Genomic DNA, 1,339 nt, shown 5'->3' with positions numbered 1-1,339 from the left:
GCGCAGCTACATCAACTGCTGCAACAGCAGCAAGTAGCTCCAGTGACACGAAGAGTGTGGTCCCATCAACAGCTACTACAGCAGTAAGCAGCACTAGTGACACGAAGAACCCGGCTTCTTCAACCAATACTACGCGGCAAGCAGTGCAGGTTTCGTATAAGGATATCATTAATAAGCTAGATGCAGCTACGGGGACTGCAAGTACTGAGGTCACTAAGGATAACTTCTTACAGTATTTTGATTTGAATGGTTCAGCAACGTATGATCAAAGTACAGGAATAGTAACTCTCACACCAGATGATAACAATCAAGTTGGTAACTTTGCACTAAAATCTAAAATTGACACTAACAGTAGTTTTACTTTAACTGGTCAGGTTAATTTAGGTTCCGACCCAAATGGTGCCGACGGAATTAGTTTTGCTTTCCATAACGGGAATACCACTGACCTAGGGAACTCTGGTGGGAACTTGGGTATTGGGGGACTTTTAGATGCCTTAGGCTTTAAGCTAGATACTTGGGGTAATGGTTATAGGGCTCCAAGTTCCGATAAAGATGGAAGCCAAATTGATCCCACTAATTCTAATGACTTTGGCTGGAACGGCGATTCAATGAGTGCACCATATGGAACATTTGTTACAACTAGTGATGAACAAATTAAATCACAAGATGGAACTTCTGTTCAGAGATGGTGGGCGAAAGATGTTGCTGGGTCAGCACAATCTTTAAGTGAATCTGATATAGATGGTCAGTTCCATGATTTCATTGTCCACTACGATGGGACTACTAGAACTATCACGGTGTCCTATACGCAAACCGACGGAACCGTTTTGACGTGGTCTCAACAAGTTGCTGATTCATATCAAGCGATAGCCTTCATTGTGAGTGCCTCGACTGGCGGTGCTAAAAACTTACAACAATTTAAGCTTACCAGTTTTGAATTCACCCAAGCAGCAACGGTTAACGTTAAGTATGTTGATACCGATGGCAATCAGATAGGGCAAAGCGAAGTTTCATATCCCAATGGGGCAGCGGTTAATGGTACTTACAGTACTACGCAATTAGACATTCCTGGTTACACATTTATTAAAATGGGAGATGGTAGTTTATCAGCCTCGGGAACGTTAACGCAAGCAGGAGATAACGGAACGGTTACCTACGTTTACACCAAAGATCCAGTAGCTGGTGGTAATGTCACGGCGAAGTATGTCGATGAAAACGGCAATCCAATTGCCGACAACGTCGTTTCCTCGGGTAATGTTGGTGATCCATATTCAACCACCCAAAAGGATGTACCAGGCTACACCTTTAAGGAAGTCCAAGGCAACCCAACGGGGAGCTT

Annotated in this window: 1 protein-coding gene; it reads left to right on the top strand. The window is 43.7% G+C overall.

The genetic code is table 11. The annotated features are described in order from the left end of the window. Positions 1-1,339, top strand: a 1,339-nt coding sequence (locus CES81_RS13020; RefSeq protein WP_180949821.1) for a lectin-like domain-containing protein, incomplete at both ends; no start/stop codon positions are given.

Source organism: Secundilactobacillus pentosiphilus (assembly GCF_002217985.1).
Lineage (GTDB): Bacteria > Bacillota > Bacilli > Lactobacillales > Lactobacillaceae > Secundilactobacillus > Secundilactobacillus pentosiphilus.
Note: the sequence above shows the minus strand (reverse complement) of the source record. Positions and strands in the feature narration are given on the sequence as shown.